This is a genomic window from Lactobacillus nasalidis, from assembly GCF_016587775.1.
Lineage (GTDB): Bacteria > Bacillota > Bacilli > Lactobacillales > Lactobacillaceae > Lactobacillus > Lactobacillus nasalidis.
The window spans coordinates 1-1,362 of sequence record NZ_BOCG01000210.1; the positions used below are offsets into that span (position 1 = coordinate 1).

1 protein-coding gene is annotated in these 1,362 nt (G+C 58.8%); it reads left to right on the forward strand.

The annotated features are described in order from the left end of the window. The coding region (locus lacNas_RS03560) for an ABC transporter ATP-binding protein (RefSeq protein WP_201346600.1) at positions 1 to 1,362 on the forward strand (1,362 nt) is incomplete at both ends.

Below are 1,362 nucleotides of genomic sequence, written 5' to 3' on the forward strand. Positions count from 1 at the left end.
CCGACGGTCACGGCCGACTTGGTCGACAAGGGGGTCATTGGCAAAAACTTGCCCTACATCTGGCAGACCGGGGGCAGGATGCTCCTGGTGGCCGGAATCGGGCTCCTGGCGGCTTTGGGAAACATTTACTTTGCGGCCCACCAGGCCATGCAGGTTGGCCAGCGGCTGAGAGCGATGCTGTTTGCCAAGGTGCTCAGCTTCTCTGATGAGGAAATCAGCCGCTTCGGGCAGTCGTCCTTGATCACCAGAACGACCAACGACGTCGTGCAGGTGCAGATGACTTTCATGCAGCTGTTGAGAATGCTGATGCAGTCGCCGATCATGCTGGTGGCGGGCTGCATTCTGGCTTATCTTCAGCAGCCGCGCCTGGCTACGGTCTTCGCGATTTCCCTGCCGCTTTTGGCAGCGATCATCGGTTTGCTGATGTATCTCGCGATGCCGCTTTTCAAGAGCATCCAGCAAAAAACCGACCGGATCAACTTGATCTTCAGAGAAGGCTTGACCGGGGTCAGAGTCATCCGGGCCTTTAGGCAGGATCAGCGCGAGCAGGACCGGTTCGCTGCTGCCAACCGCGACTATACCAAAACGGGCATTAAGGCGTACACGATCATTTCCTTCATGCTGCCAGCCGTGACGCTGGTTTTGAGCCTGACCAACGTGGGGATCGTATTTCTGGGCAGCCGGCTGATTGCCGGGCGGATCATGGAAGTCGGCCGCCTGCTCACCTTTTTGACCTATGCTACGCAGATTCTGATGAGTTTCATGATGCTGTCGATGCTTTTCATCGTGATTCCCCGGGCTTCAGTTTCCGCCAGGCGGATCAACGAGGTCTTGGACGCGGAGAATCAATTGCGGGATCCGGTCCAGCCGGTCAAAGCACCGCAGGGACCAGCCAACCTGGAATTTGACCAGGTGTCATTCCGCTATGCCGGTGCCGAAGACCCGGCGCTAAGCGGGATCAGCTTTAAAGCCGCGGCCGGGCAGACCCTGGCCTTGATTGGCGGCACCGGGTCGGGCAAATCCACCCTGGTCAACTTGATTCCGCGCCTGCTTGACGTTGAGCAAGGCGAAGTCAAGGTCAACGGGGTTGCGGTCACCGACCTGCGCCAGAACGATCTGCACGGGCTGATTTCGCTGACCCAGCAGAAGGCAGTCCTGTTTAAAGGGACGGTCCGGTCGAACCTGCTCTTTGGCAAGGCGACAGCCAGCGAAAAAGAAATGTGGCATGCCCTGGAAATCGCGCAGGCGGCCGGCTTCGTCAAGGAAAACGGCGGCCTGGATGCCGTGGTTGAAGCTGGCGGGGCCAACTTTTCCGGCGGCCAGCGGCAAAGGCTGGCGATTGCCCGGACGATCATTAAGGAC